Source organism: Streptomyces chattanoogensis, assembly GCF_001294335.1.
Classification (GTDB): Bacteria; Actinomycetota; Actinomycetes; order Streptomycetales; family Streptomycetaceae; genus Streptomyces; species Streptomyces chattanoogensis.
In genome coordinates this window covers 1-275 of sequence record NZ_LGKG01000106.1, presented here as the reverse complement: position 1 = coordinate 275, position 275 = coordinate 1, and the positions used below count along the sequence as shown (strand labels likewise).

Sequence of the window (275 nt, the reverse complement as noted above, 5' to 3'; positions counted from 1 at the left end):
GTACGCGCCTTCGAAGACGACGTCGCCGAGGCGGCCGACCGTCCGGAGTTCGGCGCTGGCCGCCCTGGCGTCGATGTGGGAACCGGCGGGCAGCTTGACCGTCACCTCGATGGCTCCGGAGGGGCCGAAGTACTGGTCCTTCGCCCGGTTCTCGATCCGCAGGACTCCGTCGGCGTACTCGACCGTGGTCTGCTCCGCCGCCTTCACGTCGCGGCCCTTCGAGGCGTTCGCGGGCAGGACCTCGACCGCGGTGTCGGCCCGGTCCGCGGCGATGA

1 pseudogene is annotated in these 275 nt (G+C 71.6%); it reads right to left on the bottom strand.

The features are described 5' to 3' along the window. Positions 1 to 275: pseudogene (locus ADL29_RS12830) on the bottom strand (DUF4097 family beta strand repeat-containing protein); the annotation flags it as partial.